The organism is Methylovirgula sp. 4M-Z18 (assembly GCF_037890675.1).
Taxonomy (GTDB): Bacteria; Pseudomonadota; Alphaproteobacteria; order Rhizobiales; family Beijerinckiaceae; genus 4M-Z18.
The window spans coordinates 3,088,403-3,113,810 of the sequence record NZ_CP149574.1 but is presented as its reverse complement, the minus strand read 5'-3'; the positions used below and the strand labels follow the sequence as shown (position 1 = coordinate 3,113,810).

Sequence of the window (25,408 nt, the reverse complement as noted above, 5' to 3'; positions counted from 1 at the left end):
GATTGCGAGACAAGCTCGGGATGACAGTCGCGGATATCGCATGCGTTCGCGGCAGCTCGGCATCAAACCGAATAGGCGGAGTCCAGCGTCGCATCGCCCTCCGTCTTGGCCAATCCGCGTGCGACGAGATCTTCCAAATGCGCGAAGACCGAAAGCGCAGCCGCGCCGCGCAACGCCGGATCGAGGCCGATGTAAAGTTGCAAAACGATCTCCGGGATCAAACGGTCGCCGGCTTTGAGCCGCGCCAGGATCGCGGCTTCGCGCTGGCGGCGATGGCCGAGCAGCATGGGCACGAAGGATTTTGGCTCGCGCACCGGCCCGCCGTGGCCTGGCCAATAGAGGCGTTCCTCGCGCTGCCGCAGTTTTTCGAGCGAGGCCATATAAGGGCCCATCGCGCCGTCCGGCGGCGCGACAATGCTGGTCGACCAGGCCATGACATGATCGCCGGAAAACAGAGCGTTCTCGGCTGCAAAGGCGAAGGTCAAATGGTTCATCGTGTGGCCGGGTGTTGCGATCGCTTCGAGCGTCAACCCGCCCCAGTCGAAGTGCTCGCCGTCCGCCAAAATCCGATCGGGACGATAGGCGAGATCGTTGGCCGCATCGAGGAGATTGGGCTCGCCCTGCGCCAGGGCGCGGGCCGCATGGTGGGGGGCGCAGCCCACGATTGGCGCGCCCGTGGCGTCGTGCAAGGCGCGCGCGGCCGGCGAATGATCGCGATGGGTGTGGGTGCAGAGAATGGCATGCAGCCGTTCGCCCGCGATCGCACTTTGCAAGCGCCCGATATGTGCCGGATCGTCCGGGCCCGGATCGATGATCACGACATCGCGCTGCCCCACGATATAGCTGCAAGTGCCGGTAAAGGTGAACGGTCCAGCATTGCCCGCAACCACACGGCGCACGAGCGGTGAGATTTGCGCGACCTCGCCGGGCGATTGCGGGATCGAGCGGTCGAAGGGAATATCGGTCATGGAGCATGCGCCGTCAGGTCAAGGAAGTGTCCGACCAAGGTTTTAAAGCCCCAGGCCCGGGTTGCAAGCGCCGGGCGCCCGTCCTATAGGGCTCTCAAGGGCGCGGTTTAACGATTTGGAACCGACATGGCGTCGCAGAACAATCGACATGATGATGATGACAACCGGCCGAGTTCGCGGGCCAATCTGGCCGGCATAGCCGTTGCCATCGTGGTGGCGCTCGTCGCCGTCTGGCTCGTGTTTTATTTGCAAAAGCAGCGCGCAATCGAAGATTGCATCAATTCCGGCCGGCGCGATTGCGTGCCGCTCGACACGTCGAACTAGAAGGGTCACGCGCGATGGAAAATCCGGTTCTGGTGGAAGTCACGCGTGGCGATCGGGTCGAGAGCCGGCATCGCGGGGCCATCGCGGTGAGCGATGCGTCGGGGCGTCTGCTGCTGGCGCTCGGCGATGTCGAAGCCGCGATTTTTCCGCGCTCGGCGGTCAAAGCCCTTCAGGCCTTGCCGCTGCTCGAGAGCGGCGCCGCTGATCAATACGGCCTCAGCGCAGCGGAAATTGCGCTTGCGGTCGCCTCGCATTCCGGCGAGCCGGTCCATGCGGAGACGTCCGCGGCGATGTTGGCAAAAGCCGGCCGTGATCCCGCCTGTCTCGAATGCGGCGTACAATGGCCGATGAACGAGGCGGTGGCGCGCGCGATGGCGGCGCGCGGCGAAAAGCCGACCGCGCTCAACAACAATTGCTCGGGCAAACACGCAGGCTTCGTCTGCCTGTCCTGTTATATGCAGGAAGATCCGGAAGGCTATGTGAGCCCCAATCACAAGGTGATGCGCGAAGTCAAAGGCGCATTGGAATCGGTCACCGGCATCGTGCTTGACGATGCGCAAGCCGGCACCGACGGGTGCTCCATCCCAACCTATGCTTTTCCGCTTAAAGTGCTGGCGCAGAGTTTTGCAAAATTCGGGACGGGCACGGGGTTCGCGCCCGAGCGCGCGCAAGCGGCGGCACGGATTCGCGCGGCTGTCGCCGAGCATCCTTACATGGTGGCCGGCCGCAATCGGTTCGATACCGACGTGATGAGCGTCCTGCGGGCGAAAGCGTTCACCAAGACCGGTGCCGAAGGCGTGTTCTGTGCGGCCTTGCCCAGCCAGGGGCTCGGCATTGCGATCAAGTGCGATGACGGTACGACGCGCGCGGCGGAAATGATGATGGCGGCTGCGTTGCAGCGGTTTTTGCCGCTCTCCGACGAGGAGCGCTTGCTGCTTGCACCGCGTCTCGCGCCGCGTCTCGTCAATTGGAACGGCATCGAGGTCGGGGCGATCCGCGCGACCGAACCGCTCACCGGCGGCTCGTGATCATCGCGCCGAAGATGATGAGCGCCGCGCCGGCCACGGTCATGAGCGACGGCACTTCGTGGAACACCAGGAAGCCGAGTGTCGAGGCCCAGAGCAACGATGTATATTCGAGCGAGGCAAGCCGCGCGGCTTCGGCGCGCGCATAGGCCAGGCCGAGCATGGTGTTGCCGGACAAGCCGAGGACGCCAAGGATCAGGAACAAGCCGAAGGCTGGCCAGGTGATCGGCGTCCACGTGTAAAGCGCCGGTATGGCCAACATAATTGCCGGCCCGGTGTTCTGAAAAAAAAGGATGGTTTCGATGGCGTCCTTCGTCGCCCGGTCGCGCAAAGCCACCATGCTGGCGGCATAGGAGAAGGCCGAGACCAGCGCCGCAAGCGCGCCGAACAGCGCGGGACCTTCGTAGCTTTTGCCGCCGAGACTGCCGCCGACGATCACCAGCATGCCCAAAAAGCCAATGACGAGGGCGATGAGAATCCGGTGGTCGAGCCGCTCGCCGAGAAAGAAATTGCTCAGCAGCGCGATGAACAGCGGCGCGAGGAAGGAGAGCGTCACGGTCTCGGCCAGCGGCAGCGCGCTCAAGGCGTAGAAGAATGTCGTCGCCGTGACCACCACGATGATCGAGCGCAGCGCGTTCGAGCGCATGGCCTGGCGCGAGGGCCAGGGCGGGCGGCGCCAGGCCAAGAGACCAACCGTGCCGATCGACCCGAAGACATAGCGCATGAACGCGATTTGCATCGTGCCATATTGCGCCGACATCAGCTTGATCAGCATGTCCATGATGCACAGGCACCCGATTCCGAGCACGGCAAGAAGGAAAGGGCGTTGGCTGGCGAGCTTCATGGAAGGTTAATTTTCGGTTGCTTAGAGCATTTTCCGTTCTTTCAGAATCGGAAAATGCTCTAATTTTTTGTCTAGTCGCATTTTCTTAATCGAAAAGTCGAACAACTTTTCTGGAAAATGCTCTGGAGACTCTGCCCCTTGAATTACCCGACACCATGGCGGCAGACGACGGAATTTGTGGTTTTTCGCCAAGTTCTCGACAATTTTGTCCGGCATGAAGCGCGACCCTTCGGGGCGTAATCCGTAGGGTTTTGAGATGGTGGCGACGATGGTGGCGGTGGGGGTGCGCGGCAGAGCGCTTGGTGTGATGTTGGCCGTGGCAGGCACGGCGCTTGGTTTGAGCGGCTGCGATTCATCGCAGCTTGGCAGCTTCACCGGGTCCACGGCGCTGTTTGCGTCCGGGCCGCGCGCGCAATCCGACGAGGTGCCATTGTTCGTCGCCTCGACCCGCAAGGGCGAGAAGGGCGCTGCCGCCAATCAAAATCTCGCCGAAGGCGACATGAATTTTTCGCTGGCGATGATCTCTGTGCCGCCCAACCACCATGCCGGCGTGATCGAGCGCGCGACGTTTGGCGCCGACAATCCGGCGTCGGATTTCGCGATGGTCCGGCGCCATACGTTGGACACTGAGGAATTCCAGAACGAATTGGCCACCAACATCTCGGGCCGCGTCGGCACGAACCGCGACGTGCTGGTGTTCGTCCATGGCTTCAACACCGGGCTCGACGAAGCGCGCTATCGCGCGGTGCAGCTTGTGACCGATGGCCGCTTCGGCGGCGTGCCCGTGCTGTTCACGTGGCCGTCTGGCTCGGGGCTGCTCGCTTATGGATCGGACAAGGAGCGGGCGACCGCCTCGCGCGATGCGCTGGAAAAACTGCTCTGGACGATCGCGCAGACCCCTGGTGTTGGCCGCGTGCATGTGTTGGCCCATTCGATGGGAACCTGGCTCGCGATGGAAGCGCTGCGCCAGAATGCCATTGCTGGGCATGGCGATCTGGGCGGCCATTTGGGCGAGGTGATGCTGGCAGCGCCCGATATCGACCTCGAAGTGTTCAAGGGACAAATGGTGCGGATTGGGCAGAATGCGCATGTCTCGGTGTTCACGGCTAGCAACGACCGCGCACTCTCGCTGTCTTCGGCCCTGGCCGGCTCGCGTGCGCGGGTCGGCGCGCTCGACCTTAACAATCCGGGTGTGCGCGACGAAATGTCCAAGATGGGCGTGCGCGTCTACGACCTCACCGACGCGGCGGATGGGTTTATCCATCACGGCGCTTACGCCGATACGCCCGCCGTGCTGAGGCAGATCGGCGCGCAGCTCGCCACACCGGGCGCGCAGAGCCAACAATCCATGGCGGTGCTCGACGGCGACGGCAAGGAGTCGGGACCGATCGACCAACAACCGGTGCCCGCCGCGCAACCGGCCGCCGCGCAACCGGCGCAGACGCCTGCCGCGCAGCCGACCGCCGCACAACCGGCGCAGCAGCAATCGGATGTGCCGACGTTGTGAGGGCGGCATGATTTATTCGCGCAACTGAATCGTCTACTACGCCGTCATTGCGAGCGAAGCGAAGCAATCCATCCCCCAATCTGAATTGTTTTGCCCTCGCCGGAACGGCCTGGCGGCGGAAACACCTGCATCGTAGGGGGATGGATTGCTTCGTCGCTACGCTCCTCGCAATGACGGGGAGGTGCGCGTGCAGCAACCGACTTCGCTGCGAGAGAAGGGATCGCCTCCTACCGTGCCGCCTTCTGCTGATAACCCAGGCGCTCGTTCAAATCTTCCAGCAGCCGCGTCGCTGCGTCAGCGACCACCGTGCCGGGTGGGAAAATCTCGGCAGCGCCTGCGGCATAAAGGGAATCGAAATCCTGCGGCGGGATGACGCCGCCGACCACGATCATGATATCGGACCGCCCGCCCGCTTCGAGCGCCTTTTTCAACTCCGGCACCAGGGTCAAATGGCCCGCCGCAAGGGAGGAGACGCCGACGACATGGACGTCGCGTTCGATGGCTTGCTGCGCGGCCTCCTGGGGCGTTGCGAACAACGGTCCGATATCGACATCGAAACCGAAATCGGCGAAGGCGGAGGCGATCACCTTCTGGCCGCGATCGTGCCCGTCCTGGCCGACCTTCGCCACCAGGATATGCGGGCGGCGGCCCTCGTTTTCGCGGAACGCGGCGGTCATCTGCATCACACGTGCGACATCGTCCGCCTCGCCACCGGCCTCTGCCTTGTACACGCCGGAAATGGCGCGAATATCGGCGCGATGGCGGCCGAAAACCTTCTCCAGCGCGGCCGAAATCTCGCCGACCGTCGCCTTGGCGCGCGCCGCTTGAATGGACAGATCGAGCAGGTTGCCGCCGGATGTCGCGCCGGTCGTCAGCGCATCGAGCGCCTGTTGCGTCGCGTTTTCATCGCGCTCTTGGCGCAGGCGCTGCAGCTTCTCGATTTGCCGCGCCCGCACGGCGGAATTGTCGACGGTGCGCACCTCGATCGGCGTTTCCGCTTGCGGCTTGAACATATTGACGCCGACCACGACCTGCCGGCCGGAATCGATACGCGCCTGGGTCTTGGCCGCCGCTTCTTCGATCCGCAATTTCGGAATGCCTGCGTCGATCGCTTTGGCCATGCCGTCGAGCGCCTCGATCTCGTCCATATGCGCGCGCGCCTTGGCCGCAAGCTCCGCCGTCAGCCGCTCGACATAATAGGACCCGCCCCATGGATCGATGATCTGGCACGTGCCGCTCTCCTGCTGCAGGAAGAGCTGGGTGTTGCGCGCGATACGGGCAGAAAAATCGGTCGGCAGCGCCAGCGCCTCGTCGAGCGCGTTGGTGTGCAGGCTTTGCGTATGTCCCTGTGTCGCAGCCATGGCCTCGATTTGCGTGCGCATGACATTGTTGAAGACGTCCTGGGCCGTGAGCGACCAGCCTGAGGTCTGCGAATGGGTGCGCAGCGGCAGGCTCTTTTCCGATTTCGGCAGGAAGGCGCTGACGATATCGGTCCACAGCAGCCGCGCTGCACGCAACTTGGCGACCTCCATGAAGAAATTCATGCCGATCGCCCAGAAGAACGACAGGCGCGGCGCGAATTGATCGATGCTGAGGCCGGCGGCAAGGCCGGCGCGGATATATTCCTTGCCGTCCGCCAAAGTATAGGCGAGTTCCAGATCCTGTGTCGCGCCGGCCTCCTGCATGTGATAGCCAGAGATGGAAATGGAATTGAATTTCGGCATATGCGCCGACGTATAGGCGAAAATATCGCCGATGATGCGCATCGAATCCTGCGGCGGATAGATATAGGTGTTGCGCACCATGAATTCTTTGAGAATGTCGTTCTGGATCGTGCCCGACAATTGCGCCTGTTGGACGCCTTGCTCCTCGGCCGCAACGATATAGAGCGCGAGCACGGGCAGGACCGCGCCGTTCATGGTCATCGACACGCTCATCTGATCGAGCGGAATGCCGGAGAACAGCGTGCGCATATCGAGGATGGAATCGATCGCGACGCCCGCCATGCCGACATCGCCGGCGACGCGCGGATGATCGGAATCATAGCCGCGGTGGGTCGCCAGATCGAAGGCGATGGAGAGACCCTTCTGGCCGGCGGCGAGATTGCGGCGATAGAAGGCGTTGGAATCTTCCGCCGTCGAGAAGCCGGCATATTGCCGGATCGTCCAAGGCTGGTTGACATACATCGTCGGATAGGGGCCGCGCACATAAGGCGCGACGCCCGGATAGCCGTCGACGAAGCTCAAATTCGCAAGATCCGCTTCTGTGTAGATCGGTTTGACCGCAATGCCCTCGGGCGTCATCCATGGCGCTGTCGCGGCGGTCGCATCGCCGGCTGCTGCGGGGCGGAAGTCAATCTCGGAGAAGTTGGGAATACGGCTCACAGTCGCTCCACCGTCAACACGATATTCCGCACTATAAACGGAAGTGCAGGGCCGCGCATCCTGGATTTTTGCCGCGTTTTTGCACATGCGCGCAACATTCATGCCACGCCGCGCGCCTTTTCGCTCGACACTCTGCTGCCGCAAGCGGAAAGGGCGCGTGATGACGAATGTGGCACTGGGGCAATTGCGCGAGCCGGCGGCAGATGGACGGAGAGTTCAGTCTGCCGGTTTTATCGCGGCGCTTGAGGCGCGGGCCGAACGTAGTGCGGCGGCTTCGGCGTTTTACGAATTTATGCGCTTCAGCATTTTGCAGGCTTGGGCGTGCCTGTTCGGCGGCGCCATGGTTGCGCTTCTGATTGCAACAGCCTGGTTCTATCCGAAAGGCGCATGTCTGGCGCGGTATGATTTTCTCACCCTTGCGGCCATTGCGCTTCAGGTAGCCATGCTGCGCTGGAAGCTGGAAACATGGGACGAAGCGAAGGTGATTGCTTTGTTCCATATCGTCGGCACGGCGATGGAAATCTACAAAACCGCGGTCGGTTCATGGATCTATCCCGAACCGAGTCTCTTGCATATCGGCGGCGTGCCGCTGTTCAGCGGTTTCATGTATGCGTCGGTGGGCAGTTATATTACGCGGGTCTGGCGCGTCTGCGACTTTCGCTTCACAGGGCACCCGCCGCTCTGGCAAGTCTACCTTCTTGCCGCGGGCATTTATCTGAATTTCTTCACGCTTCGTTCCATTGGCGACATGCGTGTCGTCCTCTTCATCGCCGCCGCGCTGATTTTCCGCCGCTCGTGGATTCATTTCCGGGTCTGGCGCGCGCATCGCAAAATGCCGCTTGTGACAGCGTGTTTTTGCAATGCGTTCTTTCTTTGGCTGGCCGAGAACATCGGCACATTGACCAGGACTTGGACTTATCCGAGCCAATCTGTGGCGTGGTCAATGGTCGGCTTCGGCAAGCTCGGATCGTGGTATCTGTTGCTCATCATCAGCTATGCGATGGTGACGCTGGTGAACAGGCCGATACCCTATGCGCCGGCGAGCAGGCGTTGCAAAACCTCGATGGCATTGCAGCCCGCAAAAATATAGTCGGTCACACCGGCTTGTGCCAAGCCGTCGGCGAGAGCACCGGGCTTGCCGGCGAGATAAAGCGACTCGGCTCCGGCCGCGATGAGTGCCTTGGCGGCCGCGAGCGCCTGCTCGGCATAGACAGAATCGGAAGAGCACAAGCAGGCGATTGTGCAGCCGGACTCGCGAAATGCCTGGGCCAGAGCCTCCTGCGTCGTAAAGCCATCATTGCCGAAAGCCTCGATTCCGCCAGCCGCAAAGAAGTTTTTGGCGAAGGTGGCGCGAGCGGTGAAAGCCGCAAGCGGGCCGAGATTGGCGAGAAACACGCGCGGCCGTTGACCGCTCTGAGCGAGGATCGCGTCGGCGCGCGCGCGCACCTGTTCGAACGCTTCCGCATCGCGATGCGGTGCGAGGCCGGGCAAGCCTTCGCGCACCGCTTCGCCCGGTTGCAGCACGGTCACAGGCGTTTCCTCGAGATCGGCGAATTCGCTCGAACCGGTGATCGGAATGAGCCGTCTGGCGATGCGCTTGTCGCGTTCGGCCGCAACGGTGCGGATGGCCTTTTGCGGGCCTTGGGCGGCCAGCGCCGCGAAAAGCCCGCCTTGCTGTTCGGTCGCCTGAAAGATCGCCCACGCTTTTTCGGTCAGGTTCGCCGTCAGGGATTCAAACCCGCCGGCGCCAGCGGCCGGATCGTTTACCCATCCGAGGTTGGATTCGCAGAGCAGGATTGTCTGCGTGTTCCGCGCGATCCGGCGGGCGAAGGGATCGGCAAGACCCAGCGCCGTGGTGAAGGGCAGGACGGTCATCGTATCGGCGCCTCCGAGCCCGGCGGAGAAGGACGCGATCGTGCCGCGCAGGATATTCACCCAAGGATCGCGTTTGGTGAGCATGCGCCAGGCGGTCTCCGCATGCAGCCGGAGCGGCGCCGGCGTCAGTCCGCAGGCCTCTTCGACTCGCGCCCACAGGTGGCGCAGCGCCCGGCATTTCGCCAGGGTGAGGAATTCGCTGGCGTCGGCCGCGAGCACGAAAGAAATCTGCGCCGCAGCCGCTTCGAGCGGCCAGCCGGCCTTCTCAAGCTGACGCAGCGTCGCGAGGGCGGCGCTCAAGGTCAGTGCGAGCTCCTGCGCTTCGCTCGCGCCGGCTTCATGCCAATGGCGGCCGTCGGCGATGAAAAAGGGTCCGCCGAAGCCTTGTGCCTGCAATTTGGTGGCGGCTGCGATCAGCGCATCGGCATCGCCGAGCAGCGGATCCAGCGCAAAATCGATCGACAGGCGCGAGGCATCGAGTTCGTGCGTCTTGGCGTATTCGGCGAAGAGGCGGGCGAGGGATGCGGCGTTCTTGCCGGCATCGAAACGGACCGCGATGAGATCGAGGAGGACGTTGCGCAAAAGGGTGGCAAAGTCGGCGGCGCTGGCGACATCCAACCCGAAGGCGCCGGCGGCCGGCGCGCCGCGAAAGGCCAGGACCAGCCCGTTGGCGCCGTTTTCCAGATCTTCCAGAATTTGCGTGTTGGCCTGCGCGAGATCGGGATGGTCGATCTTTTGCGCGACCACCCACGCCCCCGCCTTGGCCTTGAGCGCGCGTGGGCCGGCGGCCTGATGCGGATAAAGCGGCGCGATCTTCAGCCCGTCCAGCGTCACGGATGTCAGCCGCTCCAGCCCAGCGCCTTTCAGGGCGGCTTCGGCGCGTTTCATCCATTCTGCGTGGGCGGCGGTGGGAAAAGTCTCGGTCATCGAACGGTTTTGGCACGGCCTGCGCCAGGTGAAAAGAGGTCCGCAGCCCCGACATGCATCGCCTCGACGATCAGCCCCATGTCATGCGCCGAAACCTGCAGCAGGCCGAAGCGGAAGGCATATCCCCAGGATTTTTGTCCACGCGTGAACTCAAGCCGGTCGAGCAGGGGGCGGATGGCCGCCGGCTGGCTCGCCAGCCACATCACGCCGCGCCGCCAGGGCAGGAAGCCGCCGCCCATGTCGGTCTGGTAAACGAGATCATCGGCGGCATTACCAATGGCGACAAAGGATTGGCCGCAATCGTGGCCACCGAAGCGCTGCACCGGCGCATAATAAACGATGCCGTCACCCGCTCGGATGCGCCGCAAGGGCGCGGCCTTGCCGTGACAGACCTGCATGAAGCCTTGCTCCCGGCCGCGCGCGACGTGGTCGGCGCTGGCCACCGCGATCCAATGCTGTTGCGGAGTGGGGCAGGAGCCAAAAAGATCGCGGGTCATGGATCAATCCTTTCGACCGCGATCTTAAGCGCCCCAATTGTCAGGAGTTGTCAGGATCAGACGAATTGGCTCAGACCGGGAATCGCCCCGACGATAGCGCCGACTTCGTCTTCGCCCACCTTCTCGCGCACGAAGGCAAAAATCTCCTTGCCGACCGTGGTCATGTCGCCCATGCCGATTCCGGCTTCGGTGAGCTGGCCGGCCAGGCCCATCAGGCCCATGCCGCCGTCGTCGCCGCCGCCCGCCTTGGCGATCAGGTCCTGGGCGCCCGGCAGCTTGCCGAAGACCGCATTGACCTCGTCGGCGGGGCCTTCCTTCTGCAGGAAACCGAATACCAGGCCTGCGGCTTTTGCAGCCGTTTCCTGGTCGATCCCGGCCGCTGCGCTCAGGCGCTGAACGAGTTCCTCCATCATGCACTCCCAATAGTTTACAAATAAACTAATAGCCAATCTGACCCGACGGTCGCATAAATGCAAGACAGTTCCAGCAGAATTTTGTACCCAGGACCGAACCTCAGAACCTGAATCGCCGGGCAGCAGAAGGAAGACCGATGACCACGCTCAACGAAGTTCTTGCAAAAGTCGACACCAATCTGGATTCCGCCCTCGACCGCCTTTTTGATCTGATCCGCATTCCCTCCATTTCCACTGATCCAGCTTACAAGGATGACTGCCAAAAGGCCGCGGACTGGCTGGTGCGAGAGCTCACCGGGCTCGGTTTTGAGGCATCCGTCCGTCCGACCCCGGGGCATCCCATGGTTGTCGCCCATGCCAAGTCCAAGCGCCGCGACGTGCCGCATGTGCTGTTTTACGGCCATTACGACGTGCAGCCGGTCGATCCGTTGAACCTGTGGCAAACCCCGCCGTTCGAGCCGCAACTCGTCGATGCGCCAACCGGCAAGCAAATCACCGCGCGCGGCGCCTCGGACGACAAGGGCCAGCTCATGACCTTCGTCGAAGCATGCCGCGCGTATGCCGAGACGAAAGGCTCGCTTCCGTGCGACGTCTCCATTCTGTTCGAGGGGGAAGAGGAATCCGGTTCGCCCTCGCTGGAGGCGTTTCTGGAGGAGAATAAGGCCGAGCTCAAAGCCGACCTGATGATGGTGTGCGACACCGGCATGCCAGGGCCCGACAATCCGGCGATCACCACCATGCTGCGCGGTCTCGTCGGGCAGGAAGTGATCATTCGCGGCGCCGATCGCGATTTGCACTCGGGCATGTTCGGCGGCGCCGCCATCAATCCCGCACGCGTGCTGGCGAAAATCATCGCCGCGCTGCATGACGAGAACGGCCGCATCACGCTGCCCGGCTTCTACGACGGCGTCGAGGACTTGCCGGACGAGATGAAGTCGCAATGGGCGAGCCTGCCGTTCAGCGAGCAGGAGTTCCTCGGCAAGGTCGGCCTGTCGGTCCCGGCCGGCGAGAAGGACCGCTCCGTGCTCGAGCAGATCTGGGCCCGCCCGACCTGCGAGGTCAACGGCATTACGGGCGGCTATACGGGTGAGGGGTTCAAGACCGTGCTGCCGGCGGAGGCCAGCGCCAAGATCTCCTTCCGTTTGGTCGGCCGGCAGAATCCGGACAAGATCGTTGCGGCATTTCAAAACTTCGTTCGCGCGCAGCTGCCCGCCGATTGCAAGGTCGAATTCATACCGCATGGCGCAAGCCCCGCGCTGCAATTGCCCTTCAACTCCGAGCCCATCCGCATCGCGCGCGTCGCACTGAATGCCGAATGGGGCAAGGAACCGATCCTGATGGCGATGGGCGGTTCGATCCCGATCGTCGGCAGCTTCAAGCGCGAGTTGAACATGGATGCGCTGATGGTCGGTTTCGGCCTGGCGGACGACCGCATTCATTCGCCGAACGAGAAATACGAGCTGAAGTCGTTCCACAAAGGCACGCGGAGCTGGGTACGGATTTTGGATGGCATTGCCGGCTAGTTGAAAACGAAACGGGCGGTCGCCGATCCGTTCGGCGATCGCTTTGCTAAAAAGACTTCATCTTGAAGGATCACACCATGAAAACGCCGGGCGTCGGCTGCGGCGCGTTCATCGAACGCGACGGGCATGTCCTGTTGATCAAGCGCGTCAAGGCGCCGGAGGCGGGGACGTGGAACCTGATCGGCGGCAAGGTGGATTTCGGCGAACGCGCCGAGGATGCGGTGGTGCGCGAGACCGCAGAGGAAATCGGTGTTTCGATTTTGCTGCAGGGCTTTTTGTGCCTCGTGCAGATGATCGGCATCGACGGCCAACATTGGGTCTCGCCTGTCTATCGCGCGCGGATCGTCGCCGGCGAACCGAGCATCTGCGAACCGGATAAGATCGCTGACCTCGGCTGGTATCCGTTCGATGATCTGCCGCAGCCGCTGGGATTGCCCGTCCGCGAGGCAATTGCTGCGCTGCGGCGCTAGCTTCGGCACCTCGCATTCATCACAGAATTTGTCATTGCTGATCAGCTCTTTTGATGGAGCTGCGTGTTGACGCGGCGGATGCGGAAGCGTTCCATATGCCTATACTTCTTAGGAGAGAATAATGGCAAATTGGTCGCAGACTTGGACCTGGTATCGTGGCGCATGGTCCGAGGGAAATACGCCCATTCTTGGTCCGCGCTCGCATTCGTTCTGGCTCGGCTCGTCGGTGTTCGACGGCGCGCGTGCCTTCGAGGGCGTCGCGCCCGATCTCGATTTGCATTGCGCGCGCGTGAATCAATCAGCGAAAGCTCTCGGCCTCAAGCCGACCATGCCGGCGAGCGAGATCGTGCAACTCGCCAAAGAAGGAATTGCGAAATTTCCGGACAAGGCGGAACTCTATATTCGGCCGATGTACTGGGCGGAGGAGGGCGGTCCGACGGCCGTCGCGGTCGATCCCGATTCGACTGAATTTCTCCTGACACTCTACGAAGTGCCGATGCCGAAGCCGACGGGCTTTTCCATCACGAAATCGCCCTTCCGCCGGCCGACCATCGAATGCATGCCGGTCAATGCCAAGGCGGGCTGCCTTTATCCGAACAACGGCCGCGCGCTGGTCGAGGCGCGGGCGCGCGGGTTCGACAATTGTCTGCTGCTCGATTTTCTCGGCAATGTGGCGGAGCTGGCGACGGCGAACATCTTTCTTGCCAAGAACGGCGTCGTGAAGACGCCAATCGCCAACGGCACGTTCTTAAGCGGCATCACCCGCCAGCGGGTGATCAAGCTCTTGCGCGATGCCGGCGTCGAGGTGCAAGAGACCGTTCTCGATTACGCCGCGTTCGAGGATGCGGACGAGATCTTCTCGACCGGCAATGCCTCGAAAGTGATCCCGGCCACGCGGATCGACGCGCGCGAATTGCAGCCCGGCCCCTTCTTCCGCCGTGCACGCGAACTCTATTGGCAGTTCGCCCATGCCGCGTGAGAGTTCATCGTGACCGTCGCGCGCTTCTCGCGTCATGACCTGATGATCGCCATTGCCGGCGGCGCGGCGTTTTTCGTCGGCAATGGTTTGGGCCGGTTCGGCTATCCGCCGCTCATTCCGATCATCGTCGCGGAGGGGCAGGTGTCGAGCGAGAGCGCGCATCTCGCCGGCGCCGCGAATTTCTTCGGCTATCTGCTGGGCGCGATCATTGCGGTCTGGCTCGCGCAGAGGCTGAGTGTGTGGCGCGTCATGATGGCCGCGCTCGCAATCGCGACGGTGAGCTTTTTTGCCTGCGCCGTTCCTGGTGCCGGCGCCTGGACGCTGGAATTCTGGCGCTTCGTTTCGGGTGTCACCGGCGCTCTTCTGATGATCGTCGCGCCCGGCGTCATCATGACGGATATGGCTCCGGGTTTGCGCGGCCGCGCGGTCGGTATTCTCTTTGCTGGCATCGGCCTCGCCATGGCCCTGACGGGGATCGCGCTGCCCTGGGTCGGCAAAAGCGGGTCGGCGGTCGCATGGATCGTGCTCGGGCTCCTCTCGGCCCTCGCGAGCCTCGTCGCCTGGCGGTACATGCCGCCTGCCGGGCCGCTGCCGTCGCGCCAGGTGCAGGGCGAGGGGTCGCAATGGCGCGGCGCTTTGCTGGGCTTGGCGATCGCCTATGCCGGTTTTGGCTTTGCCCTTGCCGTGCCGACGATTTTTCTGGTCGATTACGTGGTGCGCGGCCTGAACATGAGCATTGCGTTCGGCAGCGGCATGTGGATTGCGTTCGGGTGCAGCGCTGCGATCGGCCCTCTGATTTGGGGACAGATCGCCGACCGCGTCGGCTTCGGCCTTGCAAATCGGTTGTGTCAGGGTGTCATGGCGATGGGGCTGGCGCTCACGGCGGCGACCAATATGCCGACGCTACTCCTCGGCGCCGCGATCCTGATCGGCGCCACGGCGTTGCCGCTTGGTGCGCTCGCGTCCGGCCGGGCAGGGGAACTTGTCGGGTTAACGCTCCATGCGCGGGCTTGGAGCGTCTTGACGGTGCTCTTTTCGCTCTTCCAAGCGGCGGCCGGATATGTCTGCGCGCTGCTGTTCAGCCATTTCGCATCCTATCCGCTGATTTTCGCACTTGCCGCGGCCGTGCTGGCGGGCACGATTTTGATCGAAATCGGGCTCAGCGGCGGGCGAGCCGCACCCCGCCGAGCTTGAGCGCCAGGAGCAGTGCGACCGCATAGACGACCGCGCCGGCGCCGCCGAGCAGGACCAGATGGGCGAGCGGGCCGAAATGGCCGAAATGCCGTGCGATCCCCGCGGCGATCGGGCTCCCGAAAGTCGCGACCAAGGTGAGCGGCAGGCAGGCGATGCAGACGGCCGCGAAGGTGCGGGCCAGGGTCTCGTCCGGCTGCATGAAGCCGCGCCGCATCGCCAGGATGACCAACAGCAGGAAATTGACCCAGGCGCCGACCGCTGTGGCACTGGCAAGGCCCGGCGCGCCAAGATCGCGGCCGAGGATCAGTTTCAAGACGATGTTGATGCCGAGCCCAATCAACGCGATCACCATGGGCGTGACCGTATCTCGCCGCGACTGGAAGCTCGCACGGGCCGAATTGATCAGCACGATGGCCAAGAGGCCAAGGCCATAGGCCGAAAGCACAGCGGCCGAGGCCAAGGCTGCCTGTTCGTCGAATTTGCCGCGCATGAAGGCGCCGCGCATGATCACGTCCGGGATGAACATGAAGGCGATGAGGAACGGCGCAGAGAGCGCGAGGGTCAGCGCCATGGTGCGGTTCTGGGCGTGGTGCGCCGCGCCCGGATCGCCGGCGGCGAGGCGCCGGCTCATCTCGGGCAGCAGCACCGTGCCGGCCGCCATGCTGATCACGCCGATCGGCAATTGGTAGAGCCGCTCGGCATAGGAGAGGGAAGCAAGCGTGCCGGGGCCGATGTAGGAGGCGATTTGCGAATCGACCAGGACCGCGATCTGCACGCCGGCCGAGCCGATCGTCGCGGGGCCGAGCGTCTTGAAGAACTGCTTCACATCCGCCGTGAAGCGCGGCCGGGTGAGGCTGACGAGCAGCCCGCTGCGCCGGGCATCCCACAAGACGATTCCGAGCTGCAACAGGCCGGAAATGGTGATGCCCCAACTCGCAGCATCGAGCGCGCTCGGAAACAGGAAGGCGCAGAGCAGGCAGCCGACGATCGCGACATTCAACATCACCGGCGCGAAGGAGGCGGATGCGAAGCGCTTATGAGCGTTCAACGTTGCGGAGAAGAACACCGTCAGCGTGATCAGCAGCAAATAGGGAAAGGTAACACGCGACAGGCTGACGGCTTTGTCGAACTTTTCGGGATCGCTCGAATAGCCGCTTGCGAGCAGATCAACGAATTGCGGCGTGAAGAGAAGCGCAAGCGCGAGCAGCACGAGCTGCGAGATGAGGAGGAACATGAAGATTTGGTTGGCGAACGCGCGCGCCGCCGGCCGGCCGTCATGCTCCAAAGCATGAGAATAGGCTGGGATATAAGCGGCATTGAACGCGCCTTCGCCGAAAATCGCGCGAAAGGAATTTGGTAGCCGCAGCACCACGTTGAAAATATCGCCGGCATTCGTCGCGCCGAAATAGCTTGCCAGCATCATGTCGCGGAAAAAGCCGGTGATGCGAGAGAGCAGGGTGAAGGCGGCGATCGAGAAGAGGCTTTTATACATGACTATTCATGACGGGCACTTGATGCGGCACTTCCGGCGCCGGATTGGGTGCGCCGATGCGGTCGGCCACGATATAGAGCGGGCGACGCTTCACCTCGGCGAAGATGCGGCCGACATATTCGCCGATGATTCCGAGCGACAGGAGCTGAATGCCCGCGAAGAACAGGATGGAGACGATCAGCGACGCGTAACCAGGGACGTCGACGCCATAGAGCACGGTGCGCGACAGGAAGTAGACTGCCGTCACCAGGGCGAGGACCGACACGAAGGTGCCGATGAAGGTCCAAACCATCAGCGGCAAGGTCGAAAAGGACGTGAGCCCGTCGAAGGCGAAGCGGGTGAGCTTGCCGTAGCTGAATTTCGATTGGCCGGCGGCGCGGGCGGCGACTTCGAACGGCACGCCGATCGACTTGAATCCGACCCAGGCATAGAGACCCTTGGAAAAGCGTGCCCGCTCGCCCATGTGCCGCAGCGCGTCGATCGCCTGGCGGTCGAGCAGGCGAAAATCGCCGGCGCCGGGCGGCAGCCGCGTCTCGCCGAAGGAATCGAAAATCAGATAGAATTGCTGGGTCAGCCACCGCCGCAGCGGCGTGTCGGCGGCACGGTCGACCCGCTGGCCGTAGACGTTCTTGTAGCCTTGCCGCCAGAGCGCGACGAAAGACGGAATCATCTCCGGCGGGTGCTGCAAGTCGGCGTCCATGATGATCGCCGCGGCGCCGCGCGCTTCGTCGAGACCGGCGGCGATGGCGATTTCCTTGCCGAAATTGCGGCTGAACGAAATGGCGCGGATCGTCGCATCGGTCTCAGCGAGGCGGCGAATGGTCGCGAATGTCGCGTCGCTTGACCCGTCGTCGACAAAGACGATCTCGTAAGAAGCGACGCAGCCGCGCAAAACCGGGTGAAGCCGCTCCAGCAACAAGTGTAGATTTTCCGCCTCGTTGTGGACGGGAACAATCATCGAGAGTTCCGGATTCGGGTTCATGTCTTGCGGGGCACCTGCGGGACCAATATTGGCGGAATGGCCGCTATCCTCTAAGGGAATGGCAGCATTGATGCAAATCTATGGCACGTTTTGGGTTAAATGGGGTTAAACGCCGCTATGCCGCAGTCAGAATTTGATTTTGCGCTCTGCGCCGACGATTTCGCGCTGTCGCCGGCGGTCTCTCGCGGCATTCTGGAGGCGCTGGCGGCGGGCCGGGTAACCGCGACCAGCGTCATGACCACGCGGCCCTCCTGGCCGCACGTGGCTGCCGACGTGAAGGCCTATGCGGACAGGGTCGATATCGGCCTGCATCTCAACCTGACCATGGGGCGGCCTTGCGAAGCGATGCCGACTTTCGCCCCCAATGGCAACTTGCCGTTGATGAGCGCTTTGTTGCCGCGCGCCAGGCGGGGCGAACTTCCCGAGGCCGAGATTCGCGCCGAGATCGCCCGGCAGTGCGATGCCTTCGAGGCGGCGATGGGCTGCGCGCCCGATTTCGTCGACGGGCACCAGCATGTGCAGATCCTGCCCGGCATTCGCGATTGGCTGCTCGAGGACATGGCGCGCCGCGGCTGGCAGGGGCGCGCGTGGATCCGTGACAGTTCGGATGCGCTCGCACGCATTCTGCTGCGGCGGAACTCCTATAAAAAAGCGCTGATGCTGAAATTTCTCGCGCGCGGATTTGCCGACCTCGCACGCGGGCGCGGCTTCGCGGTGAACGACGGCTTTGCCGGCTTCTCGCATTTCGATGCGGCGCGCGATTATAGCGCCGATTTCAAGCATTATCTGCAGTACCCCGGACGCACGCATCTGGTGATGTGCCATCCCGGCTATGTCGACGACGAACTCGCGTCGCTCGACCAGGTGACGGCGACGCGCGAGCATGAGCTGCGGTTCTTGCTCTCGGAGAGGTTTGTCGAGGCGCTGAAGCAAAACGGCGCGAGATTGCGACGCATGTCGGAGATGGTATAAAGCGCGGCAAGCAGCGGCTTATAATACTTTTGGTCGTACGCACTAACCTATGTGACGTCATTGCGAGTGTGAGCAAAGCGATCCATCTCTCAACCGATGGGTTGGACAAGTTTTCCAGGACGCCTCATTCTCGCAGCTCTTCACTCTTAGCTGCAACGGAACCAGTTGGTGTTAAGTTTCGATGTGCGTGGATGGATCGCTTCGTCGCTTACGCTCCTCGCAATGACGGCACACAGGTTAACGCTCACAGCCACTGGTGCAACACCCGCCGCTATGCGTCCCCTTCCGCCAGTAGCTTCGCCTGATGCTCGGTGATCAGCGGATCGATGATCTCGTCGAGCGCTTCGCCGGTGATCACCTTGTCGAGCTTGTACAGCGTCAGATTGATCCGGTGGTCGGTCACGCGGCCTTGCGGGAAATTGTAGGTGCGGATGCGTTCCGAGCGATCGCCCGAGCCGACTTGCGCCTTGCGGTCGGCAGCGCGCTCGCTGTCGAGCTTGCTGCGTTCCATATCGTAGATGCGCGCGCGCAGCAGCGCCATGGCGCGGGCGCGGTTCTTGTGTTGCGAGCGCTCTTCCTGCACGAAGATGACGATGCCGGTCGGAATATGCGTGATGCGGATGGCGGATTCGGTCTTGTTCACGTGCTGGCCGCCGGCGCCTTGGGCGCGCATCGTGTCGATCTTCAAATCGCTTTCGTTGATCTCGACATCGACGTCTTTCGCCTCGGGCAGAACGGCAACGGTCGCCGCGGACGTGTGAATACGCCCTTGTGTCTCCGTGTCCGGCACGCGTTGCACCCGGTGCGCGCCGCTCTCGAATTTAAGGCGCGCGAACACGCCGCGGCCGGAGACGCCGGCAAAAATTTCCTTATAGCCGCCCATCGTCCCTTCGGATTCGGAGAGCACTTCCACTTTCCAGCCTTTGTCCTCGGCATAGCGCTGGTACATGCGGAACAGGTCGCCGGCAAAGAGGGCGGCCTCGTCGCCGCCGGTCCCGGCGCGGATTTCCAGAATCGCGCTCTTTTCGTCGGCCGCATCCTTGGGCAGGAGGGCGATGCGCAGGCGATGTTCCAGCGCCGCCACATGCTCTTCGGCCTCGCGCTTCTCCTCTTCCGCCAGTTCGCGCATTTCAGCATCGCTCGCCGGATCGTCGATGAGTTCGCTCGCGCCTTGCAAAGCGGCTAGGGCCTTGCGCCAATCCCTGATCGCCGCGACGACGTCGTCGAGTTCGGCCAATTCACGCGACAAAGCGACAAATTCCGCACCGGGAATATCTTGCGACAGGCGTGCCGAAATTTCTTGATGACGGCGTTCGATGAGATCGAGTTTGGCTTCAGGTAACATGATGATTTCGTCGAGAGAAAGAAGAGCGCGCGGAAGCGCTTTTTGAGCGAGCGTTTAAAGAAGCGTCGCTACAACGGAATGCCGCGCTCTTCGGCAAAGCAGCGCAATTCGGTGCGCAGGCTCTCGGTGCCGTTGTGGCGCGCCAGCAGGTCATCGAGGAAGTTTTGTGCACGGCCCGTATCCATGCCGAGCACCATCGCCTTCACCGGCCCCAGCGCTGACGGCGTCATCGACAGCGAGCGGAACCCAAGGCCGATCAACGCCAGAGCTTCGAGCGGCTTGCCGCCCATTTCGCCGCACAAAGTCACGGTCTTCTGATATTTGTGTCCGGCATCCGCGATGGTCTTGAGCGCGCGCAGCATCGGCGGCGAAAGCGAATCGAACCGCCCCGAAACGCGCTTGTTGTCGCGATCGACAGCGAAGAGATATTGCATCAAATCGTTCGAGCCGACTGAGACGAAATCGACATGCGGCATGATGTCGTCGAGTTGCCACAGGAGCGAGGGCACTTCCAGCATCACGCCAAGCTTCAGGTCGCGCGGGCGCGGGTAGCCGAGCCGGTCGAGATAGGCGAGTTCGCGCTCCACGATCGCCTTGGCCGCCGCGAATTCATGGGTGACCGCGATCATCGGGAACATGATGCGCAAGTCGCGCTCCGCGCCGGCCCGCAGCATGGCGCGGATCTGCGAGCGCAAGAGGCCCGGGCGGTCGAGGCCGATGCGGATGGCGCGCCAGCCCAGCGCCGGATTGTCCTCTTCGAGCTTGGCCATATAAGGCAGCACTTTGTCGCCGCCGATGTCGAGCGTGCGGAAGGTGACGGGCCGGTTCTGCACCGCATCCATCGCAGATTTGTAGAACGCATATTGCTGGCTGGTCTTGGGGAATTTTGCCGCCACCATGAATTGCAATTCGGTGCGGAACAGGCCGACCGAATCGGCGTTCATTTCGACCACATGCGGCAGATCGACGATGAGGCCGGCATTCATATGCAGGCCGATCCGCACCCCGTCCTTGGTCACGGGCTCGACATCGCGCAAGGCGCGGTATTGTTCGAGGCGGCGCGCCCTGAGGCGTGCCTTCTCGCCATAGGCCGCCTGCACGTCCGCGGTCGGCCGCACATGCACTTCGCCGGTCGTGCCGTCGACGATCACCGCATCGCCGGTCTCGACGAGATTGGTGATGTTCGGCACGTCACTGGAGGCCGGAATGCCAAGCGCCCGTGCGACGATCGCGACATGGCTCGTGCCGCCGCCTTCTTCGAGGACGAGGCCGCGCAGGCGCGAACGGTCGTAATCGAGCAACGCCGCGGGACCCATGGTGCGGGCGACCAGAATGGCATTGTCGGGTAATTCGTCCTTGTCCAGAACCAGCGATTTGCCGGTGAGCTGATGCAGCAGGCGATTGGCGAGATCGTCGAGATCGTGCAGCCGCTCGCGCAGATACGGATCGGTCTGGCGCTGCAATTTGGCGCGCGCATCGTTCTGGACGCGCTCGACCGCCGCCTCCGCCGTCAGGCCGGTCATCACCGCCTCCTGCAGGCGGCGGATCCAGCCGCGGTCATGGGCAAACATCCGGAAGGTTTCCAGGATTTCGGTATGTTCGCCGGGGCCGGCCTTGTCGCCGCGGGCAATGAGTTCGTCGAGCGAATCGCGCAAGGCGCGTACCGCTTCGTCGAGGCGCCTTGCCTCGGCCTGCGTATCCTCGGCGACGAGCTTGGTCACGGTGACGCGCGGCTGGTGCAAGACCACATGGCCGAGCCCGACGCCTTCGGAAATCGCGGTGCCGGTCATGTGCACCGTATGTTTGACGGCAATGCTGATGCCTGGCCGGGCGATGGCTTGCAACTGGCCCGAGGCGACCATCTCCGCGAGCAGCATCGCCGTGGTCTGGAGGACCTCGATTTCCTCCTCGAGGTAATTGCGCCGCACCTTGTTCTGCACGACCAGGACGCCAAGCGTCGCGCCGCCGCGTAAGATCGGCACGCCAAGGAAGCTTTGATAGATTTCTTCGCCCGTCTCCGGCTTGTAGGAGAAGGAAGGGTGATGCGGCGCGTCGGCGACCGCGAGCGCTTCGGCGCTCTCCGCGATCAAGCCGACCAGGCCTTCGCCGGAGCGCATGGTGGTCAAGTGCACGGCTTCGCGGTTCAAGCCCTCGGTGGCGAAGAGTTCGAGCACGCCGTCAGCCCGCAACACGTAGACCGAGCAGACTTCGGCGACCATGTTGGCGGCGATCTGCACCACGATGCGGTCGAGGCGCGTCTGCGCGCTGACCGGCTCCGCCATGATCTCGCGAAGCCGGCGCAGAAGCATACGGGGCCCGCCAGGTGCGCCGCGCATCATCGCCGTTGATCCCTCCACTCATTCCACCGGACCAGCCGCCCAGTGCTCCCTACCACCAAAGTAGCATCTTTCAGCGTATACGGATGCGCGACCTTAGCCGCAAGGCCGGGACGCTTTTGTGCAAATGTAAATTTGTCCGTCTGACGGCCGATCGGGCGAATTGCCTTGCATAGGGCGATATTTGCCCACCCGATAGGCCGCAAAAGGCCGATTCTGATCCCTATATCTAGGGCGCGCGTATCGAGGCCCTACGTGCAGGCATTCACACGTCCTATGATACCAAAGGTCGCGGAGGCGACCTTTGGACCGCTCTTCATTTTTCGCTCCCGCCTTGAAAAGGCGAAAAATGAAGAAAGGAACCAACGGTCACTCTTCGCGACCGTTGGTATGACAAGGATTCGATGAACTTGAGGCAGGCGGTGATCTGATTCGGCGCGCCGGGGTCGTAATTGTACAGCAGTTCCATATGGCCCTGGCGGCTGATCGTGATGCGGCCGAAGCCGAGGGCCTTCATCTGCCGGTTCCGCAGCGCTTCGACCGATTCGTCGCCAGAGAAGGTCGTGGCGCCGCTCACGATGAAATTATAGGTGCCCTCGTGGGGAAAATTCATCGCCCGCACCACCGTCGGCTGGTCCTTCGAGATGGTGAAGCTGACCTCCGGGCCGCCGGAAAAGCTCAGTTTGAGCTCTTCGTGCACCTGGCCGGCCGAGAGGTTGTCGGTCACTGAAACCGGCACCGAGCCGCTCGCTCCCGACAGCGGCTGGGCCGGCAAATCGGGGCAATGGGCCGTCCAGGTCTGCGTTCCGCCGGAGTCCTGCGCCCGGACCACCGTGCCGGTCAGGGCAAGAAAGCAGGCAAATAGGCATCGCAACATTGCATGGCTCCTTGGCGGGGAGGGCACGCGCTTAAGCTTTGTCCAACCCGTAGAGCGCGTGCAAGGTGCGGACCGCCAGTTCGGTGTATTCGGCGTCGATCAGCACCGAGAACTTGATTTCCGACGTGGTGATGGCGCGGATGTTGATACCCTTTTCCGCCAAGGCCTTGAAGGCTTTGGCGGCCACGCCGGCGTGGCTGCGCATGCCGATACCGATGGCCGAGACCTTCACGACGTCGGTCGCGCCTTGTAGCGATTGGTAGTGAATCTTGTCGCGGGCGCTCTCGATCAGCGTCTTCGCCCGATTGTAGTCGGCTTCCGGCACGGTGAAGGTGATATCGGTCGTTTTCGCGTCGTCCGAGATGACCTGAATGATCATGTCGACATTGATATTCGCATCCGCGAGGGGCACGAAAATGGCCGCGGCGACGCCGGGCTTGTCGGCCACACCCCGCAAGGTGAGCTGCGCTTCGTCGCGCGCGAAGGCGATGCCGGTGACAACTTGCTGTTCCACAATATCCTCCTCATCGCAGATGAGCGTGCCTTCGTTGGGGTGGGCGGGGTCGTCGAAGGACGAGCGCACATACGTCTTGACTTTGTGCACCATGGCCATTTCGACCGAGCGGACCTGCAGGACCTTGGCGCCGAGCGAGGCCATTTCGAGCATTTCCTCGAAGGCGACGCGGTCAAGGCGCCGGGCCTTGGGCACGACGCGCGGATCGGTGGTGTAGACGCCGTCCACATCCGTATAGATGTCGCAGCGGTCGGCATGGATCGCGGCCGCAATGGCAACCGCCGACGTATCGGACCCGCCGCGCCCCAATGTGCTGATGCGGCCGGTTTCCTTGTGCATGCCCTGGAAGCCGGCGATGACAGCGACTTCCTGGCGCTCCTTGAACCGCCGGACGATCTCACTTCCGTCGATGCCCTCGATCCGGGCCGAGCCATGGGCGTCGGAGGTCAGGATGGGGATCTGCCAGCCCTGCCAGGAACGTGCCTGGATGCCCATGTCCTGGAGGGCGATCGCCAGAAGGCCGGACGTCACCTGCTCGCCCGAGGCGACCACGGCGTCATATTCGCGCGCGTCGTGCAGGGCGGAGGCGTCGCGGCACCAGGCGACGAGTTCGTTGGTTTTGCCGGACATGGCCGAAACCACGACGGCGACTTCATTGCCGGCATCCACTTCGCGCTTCACATGGCGCGCCACGTTGCGGATGCGCTCGATATTGGCGACGGACGTGCCGCCGAATTTCATGACCAGACGGGCCATTTTGGGGTCCGTATTATAGAATGGGTGCGAAAAATCGCAGGAAACGCCCCAACCATGCGGCGGGCCGCGCGGCGTTTAGGGTCAGACCTAAAAGGGCGCACATACATGACGGCGCCTCGCCGGTCTGTCAATCTTGTCGAGGGGAGTTTCGGATTGTCGGGGGCGAACGGCGGAGTTATGCGTTTTTCGCATATATCTTCCGGCGGCCGGACCACCCCGGGGCGCGGCTCTGATGGCCCAGCAATTGCGGGCGAGTCGAGGTGGTCGTTTCTTCGTCCCCGCGCCCTCCCGCTTTTGCGGCCGGCCTGGTCATTGCGGCGAGAGCAGCGCGACCTGGGTTCGGTTGTGCACGTGGAGTTTTCGCATCATGTTGCGCAAATGGACCTTGGCGGTACTTTGTGAAATGTGCAGCTCTTCCGCGATTACTTTGTTCGGCTTGCCTTCGCGCAGCAAGCTCAGGATGTCGCGTTCGCGTTCGGTAAACGTTTGGCACGCGGGCTCGGTCGGTTCCGCACCGTGTGCGTCCGCTGCGGGCGTCGTCAGATGTTTATGGGGCGCGCGGCGCAGGAGGAATGTTTCGCCCAGCAATAGCATATGGACGGCAGCGATCAGGACCTGGAAGCCGAGCGATACATCGATCCAACCGCGCAAATGGTGGCGTTCGATGATCTCGAGAAAGTCGTCATTCGCCTCGTCGGCAAGCACGACGAGTGGCATCCTTCCGACGCAGCGGCGTATTTTACGAAGGGTATAATCGACATATGCGGGCGATTTTTCTCGCAGCATGAAATTGAACAGAATGAGCTGCGAGTCGTCCGCGTAGACTTTGCCGAGATCATAGGCCACGTGAACGGTGATGTCGTGAAGAGAGTCGTGCAGCGCATGTTTCAGCAGATCGCCGAGCAGCGGTCGTTCGTCGATGATCACGATCTTTCTTTCATAGGCCGTCGCCATAGCGCCCGACGACGCGAGCGGCGGATGATTGCCATTCGTTGCTTGTTTCGTTGCAGGATTCATGAGAGCCCCCGCCCCATGCCGCACAGGTCACTGCGGCGAACAGTCTCTTTCGCAAACGAGTCCTTTGTTCCGCCTCTTTGAGGATCACGTCCTCAAAGTGGAGGAACGCGCTGTCATTGCGCATGGACTCGGCCGGAGCTCGATCCTCGCGCAGAAACATCAGTGCAATTTTCGGAGATGATCGTGA

23 protein-coding genes are annotated in these 25,408 nt (G+C 62.7%); 9 read left to right on the top strand and 14 right to left on the bottom strand.

Annotated features, from left to right (window positions below):
- Positions 1 to 62 precede the first annotated feature (62 nt).
- Positions 63 to 968, bottom strand: coding sequence for an MBL fold metallo-hydrolase (locus V9T28_RS14430; RefSeq protein ID WP_116399610.1), 906 nt, complete (start codon positions 966 to 968; stop codon positions 63 to 65).
- 126 nt (positions 969 to 1,094) lie between these two features.
- On the opposite strand from V9T28_RS14430, the gene V9T28_RS14425 reads away from it, so the two are divergent.
- Both V9T28_RS14425 and V9T28_RS14420 read left to right on the top strand, forming a co-directional pair.
- Complete coding sequence (locus tag V9T28_RS14425; protein ID WP_116399609.1) at positions 1,095 to 1,292, top strand: hypothetical protein; 198 nt, start codon at positions 1,095 to 1,097, stop codon at positions 1,290 to 1,292.
- A 14-nt stretch (positions 1,293 to 1,306) separates the two neighbouring features.
- Positions 1,307 to 2,320 carry an asparaginase gene (locus V9T28_RS14420; protein WP_116399608.1) on the top strand — a complete coding sequence of 338 codons (1,014 nt, stop codon included), beginning with the start codon at positions 1,307 to 1,309 and terminating at the stop codon, positions 2,318 to 2,320.
- Here V9T28_RS14420 and V9T28_RS14415 read toward each other — a convergent pair.
- Both V9T28_RS14415 and V9T28_RS14410 read right to left on the bottom strand, forming a co-directional pair.
- On the bottom strand, positions 2,304 to 3,161 hold the full coding sequence (locus V9T28_RS14415) for a DMT family transporter (protein WP_116399607.1): 858 nt from the start codon (positions 3,159 to 3,161) through the stop codon (positions 2,304 to 2,306). The two genes, V9T28_RS14420 and V9T28_RS14415, sit on opposite strands and share 17 nt — an antisense overlap.
- A 21-nt stretch (positions 3,162 to 3,182) precedes the next feature.
- A complete protein-coding gene (locus V9T28_RS14410; RefSeq protein WP_147306398.1) occupies positions 3,183 to 3,377 on the bottom strand; it encodes a hypothetical protein in 195 nt (64 codons plus the stop codon).
- Between the two features lie 40 nt (positions 3,378 to 3,417).
- Between V9T28_RS14410 and V9T28_RS14405 the strand changes: the two genes are divergently transcribed.
- A complete protein-coding gene (locus V9T28_RS14405; RefSeq protein ID WP_116399606.1) occupies positions 3,418 to 4,668 on the top strand; it encodes an alpha/beta hydrolase in 1,251 nt (416 codons plus the stop codon).
- 227 nt (positions 4,669 to 4,895) lie between these two features.
- Here the strand turns inward: V9T28_RS14405 and scpA are convergent, their stop codons facing one another.
- A complete protein-coding gene (gene scpA, locus V9T28_RS14400; RefSeq protein ID WP_116399880.1) occupies positions 4,896 to 7,052 on the bottom strand; it encodes a methylmalonyl-CoA mutase in 2,157 nt (718 codons plus the stop codon).
- A 169-nt stretch (positions 7,053 to 7,221) separates the two neighbouring features.
- On the opposite strand from scpA, the gene V9T28_RS14395 reads away from it, so the two are divergent.
- On the top strand, positions 7,222 to 8,142 hold the full coding sequence (locus tag V9T28_RS14395; RefSeq protein ID WP_445242170.1) for a DUF817 domain-containing protein: 921 nt from the start codon (positions 7,222 to 7,224) through the stop codon (positions 8,140 to 8,142).
- Here the strand turns inward: V9T28_RS14395 and V9T28_RS14390 are convergent.
- Genes V9T28_RS14390 through V9T28_RS14380 form a run of 3 tightly spaced genes read right to left on the bottom strand, consistent with a single transcriptional unit; the run spans position 8,082 to position 10,761 of the window.
- Positions 8,082 to 9,854: a methylmalonyl-CoA mutase family protein gene (locus V9T28_RS14390; protein ID WP_116399604.1), complete on the bottom strand. Its 1,773-nt coding sequence runs from the start codon at positions 9,852 to 9,854 to the stop codon at positions 8,082 to 8,084. The genes V9T28_RS14395 and V9T28_RS14390 overlap by 61 nt on opposite strands.
- A complete protein-coding gene (locus tag V9T28_RS14385) occupies positions 9,851 to 10,351 on the bottom strand; it encodes an EVE domain-containing protein (protein ID WP_116399603.1) in 501 nt (166 codons plus the stop codon). Before V9T28_RS14385 ends, V9T28_RS14390 begins: the two co-directional genes overlap by 4 nt.
- 56 nt (positions 10,352 to 10,407) lie before the next feature.
- Positions 10,408 to 10,761, bottom strand: coding sequence for a DUF2267 domain-containing protein (locus V9T28_RS14380; protein ID WP_116399602.1), 354 nt, complete (start codon positions 10,759 to 10,761; stop codon positions 10,408 to 10,410).
- A gap of 140 nt (positions 10,762 to 10,901) precedes the next feature.
- Between V9T28_RS14380 and V9T28_RS14375 the strand changes: the two genes are divergently transcribed.
- From V9T28_RS14375 to V9T28_RS14360, 4 genes are all read left to right on the top strand, one after another.
- A complete protein-coding gene (locus V9T28_RS14375) occupies positions 10,902 to 12,287 on the top strand; it encodes a dipeptidase (protein ID WP_116399601.1) in 1,386 nt (461 codons plus the stop codon).
- Between the two features lie 77 nt (positions 12,288 to 12,364).
- The gene (locus tag V9T28_RS14370) at positions 12,365 to 12,757 is read left to right on the top strand and encodes an NUDIX domain-containing protein (protein WP_116399600.1); all 393 of its coding nucleotides are present in this window, start codon (positions 12,365 to 12,367) and stop codon (positions 12,755 to 12,757) included.
- Between the two features lie 121 nt (positions 12,758 to 12,878).
- A complete protein-coding gene (locus tag V9T28_RS14365) occupies positions 12,879 to 13,736 on the top strand; it encodes a branched-chain amino acid aminotransferase (protein ID WP_116399599.1) in 858 nt (285 codons plus the stop codon).
- Between the two features lie 9 nt (positions 13,737 to 13,745).
- On the top strand, positions 13,746 to 14,930 hold the full coding sequence (locus tag V9T28_RS14360) for a YbfB/YjiJ family MFS transporter (RefSeq protein WP_116399598.1): 1,185 nt from the start codon (positions 13,746 to 13,748) through the stop codon (positions 14,928 to 14,930).
- Here V9T28_RS14360 and murJ read toward each other — a convergent pair.
- Both murJ and V9T28_RS14350 read right to left on the bottom strand, forming a co-directional pair.
- The gene (murJ, locus tag V9T28_RS14355) at positions 14,896 to 16,422 is read right to left on the bottom strand and encodes a murein biosynthesis integral membrane protein MurJ (protein ID WP_116399597.1); all 1,527 of its coding nucleotides are present in this window, start codon (positions 16,420 to 16,422) and stop codon (positions 14,896 to 14,898) included. The genes V9T28_RS14360 and murJ overlap by 35 nt on opposite strands.
- Positions 16,415 to 17,380: a glycosyltransferase family 2 protein gene (locus V9T28_RS14350; RefSeq protein ID WP_245423937.1), complete on the bottom strand. Its 966-nt coding sequence runs from the start codon at positions 17,378 to 17,380 to the stop codon at positions 16,415 to 16,417. Before V9T28_RS14350 ends, murJ begins: the two co-directional genes overlap by 8 nt.
- Before the next feature lie 141 nt (positions 17,381 to 17,521).
- Here V9T28_RS14350 and V9T28_RS14345 point away from each other — a divergent pair, with 141 nt between their 5' ends.
- A complete protein-coding gene (locus tag V9T28_RS14345; protein ID WP_116399595.1) occupies positions 17,522 to 18,376 on the top strand; it encodes a ChbG/HpnK family deacetylase in 855 nt (284 codons plus the stop codon).
- A gap of 271 nt (positions 18,377 to 18,647) precedes the next feature.
- On the opposite strand, the gene prfA is transcribed toward V9T28_RS14345, so the two are convergent.
- The 5 genes from prfA to V9T28_RS14320 all read right to left on the bottom strand — a co-directional run bounded on the left by prfA (position 18,648) and on the right by V9T28_RS14320 (position 25,221).
- Positions 18,648 to 19,727, bottom strand: coding sequence for a peptide chain release factor 1 (gene prfA / locus V9T28_RS14340; protein WP_116399594.1), 1,080 nt, complete (start codon positions 19,725 to 19,727; stop codon positions 18,648 to 18,650).
- Between the two features lie 62 nt (positions 19,728 to 19,789).
- A complete protein-coding gene (ptsP, locus tag V9T28_RS14335; RefSeq protein ID WP_116399879.1) occupies positions 19,790 to 22,057 on the bottom strand; it encodes a phosphoenolpyruvate--protein phosphotransferase in 2,268 nt (755 codons plus the stop codon).
- Positions 22,058 to 22,373: 316 nt separating this feature from the next.
- A complete protein-coding gene (locus tag V9T28_RS14330; protein WP_116399593.1) occupies positions 22,374 to 22,934 on the bottom strand; it encodes a hypothetical protein in 561 nt (186 codons plus the stop codon).
- Positions 22,935 to 22,965: 31 nt separating this feature from the next.
- On the bottom strand, positions 22,966 to 24,204 hold the full coding sequence (locus V9T28_RS14325; RefSeq protein WP_116399592.1) for an aspartate kinase: 1,239 nt from the start codon (positions 24,202 to 24,204) through the stop codon (positions 22,966 to 22,968).
- A gap of 309 nt (positions 24,205 to 24,513) precedes the next feature.
- The gene (locus V9T28_RS14320; protein ID WP_116399591.1) at positions 24,514 to 25,221 is read right to left on the bottom strand and encodes a helix-turn-helix transcriptional regulator; all 708 of its coding nucleotides are present in this window, start codon (positions 25,219 to 25,221) and stop codon (positions 24,514 to 24,516) included.
- Positions 25,222 to 25,408 lie beyond the last annotated feature (187 nt).

Coding starts and splice junctions, on each gene's coding strand:
- V9T28_RS14320 (WP_116399591.1), bottom strand. CDS start 25,221: ATGAATCCTGCAACGAAACAAGCAACGAATGGCAATCATCCGCCGCTC.
- V9T28_RS14420 (WP_116399608.1), top strand. CDS start 1,307: ATGGAAAATCCGGTTCTGGTGGAAGTCACGCGTGGCGATCGGGTCGAG.
- V9T28_RS14350 (WP_245423937.1), bottom strand. CDS start 17,380: ATGATTGTTCCCGTCCACAACGAGGCGGAAAATCTACACTTGTTGCTG.
- V9T28_RS14405 (WP_116399606.1), top strand. CDS start 3,418: ATGGTGGCGACGATGGTGGCGGTGGGGGTGCGCGGCAGAGCGCTTGGT.
- V9T28_RS14425 (WP_116399609.1), top strand. CDS start 1,095: ATGGCGTCGCAGAACAATCGACATGATGATGATGACAACCGGCCGAGT.
- V9T28_RS14380 (WP_116399602.1), bottom strand. CDS start 10,761: ATGGAGGAACTCGTTCAGCGCCTGAGCGCAGCGGCCGGGATCGACCAG.
- V9T28_RS14370 (WP_116399600.1), top strand. CDS start 12,365: ATGAAAACGCCGGGCGTCGGCTGCGGCGCGTTCATCGAACGCGACGGG.
- V9T28_RS14385 (WP_116399603.1), bottom strand. CDS start 10,351: ATGACCCGCGATCTTTTTGGCTCCTGCCCCACTCCGCAACAGCATTGG.
- V9T28_RS14345 (WP_116399595.1), top strand. CDS start 17,522: ATGCCGCAGTCAGAATTTGATTTTGCGCTCTGCGCCGACGATTTCGCG.
- V9T28_RS14375 (WP_116399601.1), top strand. CDS start 10,902: ATGACCACGCTCAACGAAGTTCTTGCAAAAGTCGACACCAATCTGGAT.
- V9T28_RS14325 (WP_116399592.1), bottom strand. CDS start 24,204: ATGGCCCGTCTGGTCATGAAATTCGGCGGCACGTCCGTCGCCAATATC.
- V9T28_RS14365 (WP_116399599.1), top strand. CDS start 12,879: ATGGCAAATTGGTCGCAGACTTGGACCTGGTATCGTGGCGCATGGTCC.
- V9T28_RS14410 (WP_147306398.1), bottom strand. CDS start 3,377: ATGCCGGACAAAATTGTCGAGAACTTGGCGAAAAACCACAAATTCCGT.
- V9T28_RS14330 (WP_116399593.1), bottom strand. CDS start 22,934: ATGTTGCGATGCCTATTTGCCTGCTTTCTTGCCCTGACCGGCACGGTG.
- ptsP (WP_116399879.1), bottom strand. CDS start 22,057: ATGCGCGGCGCACCTGGCGGGCCCCGTATGCTTCTGCGCCGGCTTCGC.
- V9T28_RS14415 (WP_116399607.1), bottom strand. CDS start 3,161: ATGAAGCTCGCCAGCCAACGCCCTTTCCTTCTTGCCGTGCTCGGAATC.
- V9T28_RS14390 (WP_116399604.1), bottom strand. CDS start 9,854: ATGACCGAGACTTTTCCCACCGCCGCCCACGCAGAATGGATGAAACGC.
- murJ (WP_116399597.1), bottom strand. CDS start 16,422: ATGTATAAAAGCCTCTTCTCGATCGCCGCCTTCACCCTGCTCTCTCGC.
- V9T28_RS14430 (WP_116399610.1), bottom strand. CDS start 968: ATGACCGATATTCCCTTCGACCGCTCGATCCCGCAATCGCCCGGCGAG.